The 5,051-nt window shown below is 70.2% G+C and carries 5 protein-coding genes; 1 reads left to right on the top strand and 4 read right to left on the bottom strand.

The annotated features are described in order from the left end of the window. Together G6024_RS12255 and G6024_RS12260 are read right to left on the bottom strand one after the other, a co-directional pair. The coding region (locus tag G6024_RS12255) for a carboxylate-amine ligase (RefSeq protein ID WP_235027889.1) at positions 1-785 on the bottom strand (785 nt) is incomplete at its 3' end. 73 nt (positions 786-858) lie between these two features. Next, positions 859-1,659, bottom strand: a complete 801-nt coding sequence (locus tag G6024_RS12260) for a crotonase/enoyl-CoA hydratase family protein (RefSeq protein WP_067720055.1) — start codon at positions 1,657-1,659, stop codon at positions 859-861. Positions 1,660-2,160: 501 nt separating this feature from the next. On the opposite strand from G6024_RS12260, the gene G6024_RS12265 reads away from it, so the two are divergent. After that, positions 2,161-2,871 (top strand): GntR family transcriptional regulator, encoded by a 711-nt coding sequence (locus G6024_RS12265; RefSeq protein ID WP_007627198.1) that lies wholly within the window; start codon positions 2,161-2,163, stop codon positions 2,869-2,871. A gap of 251 nt (positions 2,872-3,122) precedes the next feature. On the opposite strand, the gene fadD5 is transcribed toward G6024_RS12265, so the two are convergent. Together fadD5 and G6024_RS12275 are read right to left on the bottom strand one after the other, a co-directional pair. After that, positions 3,123-4,715, bottom strand: coding sequence for a fatty-acid--CoA ligase FadD5 (fadD5, locus tag G6024_RS12270; RefSeq protein WP_067720059.1), 1,593 nt, complete (start codon positions 4,713-4,715; stop codon positions 3,123-3,125). A gap of 59 nt (positions 4,716-4,774) precedes the next feature. Further along, on the bottom strand, positions 4,775-5,051 hold a 277-nt coding region (locus G6024_RS12275; RefSeq protein ID WP_235027890.1), incomplete at its 5' end, for an enoyl-CoA hydratase-related protein.

Raw genomic sequence — 5,051 nt, forward strand, 5'->3', positions numbered from 1 at the left:
CCGTCGGCGACGGCGGTCGCCTCGCGCTCGACGAGGGCCCGGAACAGAGCGGCGGCCAGAACGGTGGCGTCGGCGGAGGGACAGGCGTCACCCACCTGCAGCTCCACGGACCGCCGGTCGGCCCCGGGCTGCACGCCGAAGCCGACCATCGACGCATCGACGACCACCCCGCTGGCCACGAGGTCGGCCACCAGCTCGTCGTACTCGGCGGCCGAGCACACGCCCGCCACGGGCGCCGCCGTGGGCCACTGCGAGGCCGCCACCGAGCGGCAACTCGCGTAGCCGGAGTCCGACCCGTCCCTCAGGAACGGCGAACTCGCCGTGAGCGCGAGGAACACCGGCAGGTACGGCGCGATCCGGCAGGACACCGCGACAGCCTCGTCTGCGCCATGGGCCTCGACCCGGATCCGGACGCCACAGTAGATCTGATCCCGGGCCAGGTACTCGTAGTCGGCCAGGAGTCGACGAGTCCTCGGCGTCTCGTCGACGAGGGCGGATCCGGGGGGCACGAGCGGGACGGCCCCGGCGGCGACCACCGCCAGCCCGAGCTCGGCCCCCGCCCCGTTGAGCCCCGCCCGCTCCGCGCGGAGGGCCGACCGCAGCTCCGTCGCGGACCCGGCAGGGGCGGTCGCGGCGCGGATGACGCAGTTGCGCAGTTCCTCTCCCGAGCCACCTCCACCCCGCAGGGCCAGCAACTCCGCCGCCCGGGGCGTCAACTCCCTGCTCGCGGTGTCGAGGACGTGCAGGTCCTCTTCGACGACCATCGACCTCAACACTGCTTCCATAACGGAAATGTAGGGCCGGGGGGCGGAGTTCACATCCGGTCGGGCTGGGGGATGGGTCTCATCGGATCCGGGTTCAGCGCGCCTTCCACACCGGGGCACGCTTCTCCGCGAACGCCCTCGGGCCCTCGGCCGCGTCCTCGGAGGTCATGACGGTGATCATCTCCGTGTCATTGACCTTCCACTGGTCGACCTCCGCCGGACGCCCGCCGTCGGTGATCCCGAGCGCGACCCGCTTGGTCCCCTGGACCGCCAGCGGCGCGTTGGCGGCGATGGTCCCGGCGAGCTCGAGCGCGGTGTCGAGCAGCCGGTCGGCCGGGACGACGTGGTTGATCAGGTGCAGGTCGAGCGCCCGCCCGGCGGTGATCGGCTCGCCGGTGAGCATCATCTCCATGGCCACCCGGTGGGGCAGCTGGGCCGGCAGCCGGAACGCGCCACCGGCGGCGGCGATGAGCCCACGCCGCACCTCCGGCAGACCGAACACCGCGTGGTCGGCGGCCACCACGAGGTCGCAGGCCAGGGCGATCTCGCAGCCCCCACCCAGTGCGGTGCCGTTGACCGCGCCGATCACGGGGACCGAGACGTACTGCTGCATCATCCCCGCGAATCCCCACTGCCGGTTCTCGGCCGGGAAGATGTCCTCACCCCGGGAGATGGCCTTGAGGTCGGCGCCCGCACAGAACGACCGCTCTCCCGCGCCGGTGATCACCACGACCCGGATCTCGGGATCGGTGTCCGCCTCGTGCAGCGCGTTGCCCAGCAGCGTGCTGACCTCGCCGTTGACGGCGTTGCGGGCCTCCGGGCGGTCGAGGGTGACGAGTAGGACGTGGTCCCGGCGCTCGGTACGGACGGCGGGACGGTTCTCGGTTGACGTCATGGGCCCAGTCTCGCCCGGCTGTGGCCGCCCCGCAGCCCCTCCGCGCTATTCGGCCCTCTCCGCAGGAAAGTTCGTGCGGATGTCCGCGCATCGCACGCTCGAGTGGCACGGCCGACGTCGCTGCGCGTAAACGCATCCTTCCCCTCGGCCGGTCCCGGTGCGGGGCAGGTCCAGGCGCCCCGCCGGTCGGACACCGTGCCCCGCCGGTCGGGCTCCATGTCGCGGGTCGGGGGCGCCACTCGCGGGTCGCCGACGGTCGCCGCGGGGCCACCGCCGAACTGTCGCCGATTCCGACCCGCGCTGCAGCGCCCCGAGGAGACGGGCCGGTCGAGGGTTGTCATAACCGAAACGAAGGCGAGCGAGAGATGTTTCACGTGAACCCTTCTCGGCGGTGGGTGGATGCCCCGCCCCCGGCGAGGTAGTGTGAGCCACTACAGATATATTTTATTTAGATCATCGGTCTCGGCGCTCCGGGTGGGTGCCCTTCTCTCGTGGAATGAGGTGGCGGACGTGGCCCCCACACGACTCGGCCAGCGCCCGCAGCTCTCCGAGGAGGTCGCCGACCACGTGCGGACTCGGATCATGAGCGGCGATGTCCGCCCGGGGTCCTTCATCCGGCTCGACGAGACCGCCTCCGCACTCGGGGTGAGCGTGACCCCGGTCCGGGAGGCACTACTCACCCTGCGCGGCGAGGGCCTCGTCGATCTGGTGCCGCGGCGCGGCTACCTGGTCTCGCCGATGAGCCGCCAGGACATCGAGGACATCTTCTGGCTCCAAGCGGAACTTTCCAAGCGCATCGTCGACCGGGCCATCACCCGCTACGACGCGGAAACTCTCGAGTTCCACGGTCGTCTGATCGACGAATTCGAGAAGGCATCCGCGTCAGATGACACCGACGGCGTGGTGCACGCCCAGTACGCGATCCACCGGTGCCTCAACCGGGCTTCCCGCTCGGACAAGCTGTCCCGGTTCCTGTCCAACGCCGCCCGCTACATGCCCTACCGGCTGTACGCGGACGACCCCGAGTGGCGTGCGGGCGCACTGACGGACAACCGCCGCATGCTCGAGGCGCTGCGTGACGGCGACGTCGAGACGGCCCACGAAGTGGTGGACGCCGAGTTCACCGGTGGCGCGAGTCTGCTCATCGCCCATCTCGAGCGAGCGGGCGTGTGGGACGACGAGCGCGCACCGGAACTCGACCCCGAGCACTGAGTCCCACTTCAGTGATCGGTCCGTCCGCACTCTCCACCTCAGATCGGTGAACAGGATGCGGTAGGTGGCCGTCCGAACCGTCCGGGGGAGTTCGTCGGGCCGCGTGCGAACTCCACGGGATTCCGAGTTCATCCCGGAACGGTCGCTGCAGGAAGCCGGTGGTCGCGCACCTGTGGATCCGGCCCGACGATAGAGCTGGTGAGCACTTCCCTGCTCTCCCGGAGTGGTCGGACGGGAGCCGGGACACCAGCTCAGACGCCCACGGTGCCGTGCTCGGAACGCAGTGTGCCCTTGACGACCTTGCCGCTGGCGTTGCGGGGGAGTTCGTCGACGTGGACCAGATGCTTGGGGAGCTTGAAGCCGGCGAGCTTGTCCCGCAGCCACTCGCTGATCTCCTCGAGGGTGAGATCGGCAACGCCGTCCTCCACGTTCTGGGCGACCACTGCGACGGGGACCTCGCCCCACCTGTCGTCCTTGCGGCCGATCACCGCGACCTCGCGGATCCTCGGGTGCCCGGCGATGATGTTCTCCACCTCGGCGCAGTAGATGTTCTCGCCGCCGGAGATGATCATGTCCTTCTTGCGGTCCACCACGTAGACGAAGCCCTCGTCGTCCATGCGGACCAGGTCGCCGGAATGGAACCACCCGCCCTCGAAGGCCTCCGCCGTCTCCTTGGGCTTGTTCCAGTAACCGGACATCGTGGTGGGACCACGGTAGACGATCTCGCCGACCTCACCCGGGCCGACGGGCTCGCCGAAGCCGTCGACGACGCGCGCCTGGAGGGTGGGGATGACCTTGCCGACGGAACCGATCTTGCGGATCGCGTCATCGCCGTCGAGGGCACAGGTGATGGGGCTCATCTCGGTCTGGCCGAACACCGCGCAGTTCAGGGCGTCCGGGAAGGTCTCGGCCATGGCGCGCAGGATCGTGTCGGTGGACGGGGCCGCGCCCCAGGAGATGTTGCGCAGCACCAGGCTGCGCGGGCGGGCCTGCTGCTCGGCACAGACGGCCTGCCACTGCACGGGGACGAGGAAGATGCTGGTGATGTGCTCGGCCTCGAGGGTGTCTAGGACCGCTGCGGGGTCGAAGGCCTGCAGCGGGTGGACCACCGTGACGCCGCCGAGTTGGAGGCTCGGCGCGATCGAGCCGAGCGCCGCGATGTGGAACATCGGGGCGGCGCACAGTGCGCGCCCGTCCTCGTCGAACAGTCGGAAGACCCGGATGCAGGTCAGGGACTGCGCAGTGAGGTTTTCGTAGGAGAGCATGGCGCCCTTGGGCCGCCCCGTGGTGCCCGAGGTATACGTAATGAGCGCGGTGGAGTCCTCGGGCACGTCGACGGGCTCATGCGGCTGGCCCTGCTCCGCTATCGCGTCCGCGTATGTGATCTGGTCGGGCGCCCCCGGTTCACCGCCGATGACGATGTGGTGGCCCGGCTCCTCGCCCTGGGCGCGGATCGCGCCGACGAGCGGCGCGAGCATCGCGTCGGTGACGACGACCTTCGGCGTGCAGTCGCTGACCAGGTAGGCGAGCTCACCGGGGGTGAGCCGGAAGTTCACCGGTACCGCGATGGCGCCCAGCTCGTTGATGCCCAGCACGGCCTCGACGAACTCCGGGTTGTTGAGCGTGATGAGCATGACCCGGTCGCCCCTGCCCACACCGCGGCGGGCCAACGCGTCGGCGAAGCGGTTGCTGCGATCGTGCAGCTGGGACCACGTGGTGGTCTGACCGAGGTAGCGCAGTGCCTCCGCGTCGGGCTGCATCTCGGCGTGGGTGGCGACCCACGTGTTCCAGTTGTTGCGACGTGCCGCGTGGAGTTCGGCGATGGGATCCGTGGCGGTGGTCATGATCTCGGCCTTTCGTCGGGCGGTGGGTGACGGGAGGGGCAGGTGACAGGAGGGACGGTTCAGGAGAAGTTCGGGCGCCGTTTCTCGAGGATCGAGGACACGCCCTCGGCGAAGTCGGGGGAGATCAGCAGCTCGCACTGGCCCTCGTGTTCCCTGGCCAGGGCCGCGTCCAGCTCGGCGAGCGTGGCCCCGGTGACGGCCCTCTTGGTCAGTTCCAGGGCGCGGCGCGGACCCCGGGCCAGTCGGCGGGCGAGCTTCGCGGCGGCGGGCTCGAGGTCCGCGGTCGGGTGGACCTCCATGGCCAGTCCGACGTCGTGGGCCTCCGCGGCGGAGACG

It is taken from the genome of Dietzia maris (genome assembly GCF_014144855.1).
GTDB classification, from domain to species: Bacteria; Actinomycetota; Actinomycetes; order Mycobacteriales; family Mycobacteriaceae; genus Dietzia; species Dietzia kunjamensis.

Bases quoted from the DNA above. Each gene is read 5' to 3' on its own strand.
- G6024_RS12260 (WP_067720055.1), bottom strand. From the start codon at position 1,659: ATGACGTCAACCGAGAACCGTCCCGCCGTCCGTACCGAGCGCCGGGAC.
- fadD5 (WP_067720059.1), bottom strand. From the start codon at position 4,715: ATGACCACCGCCACGGATCCCATCGCCGAACTCCACGCGGCACGTCGC.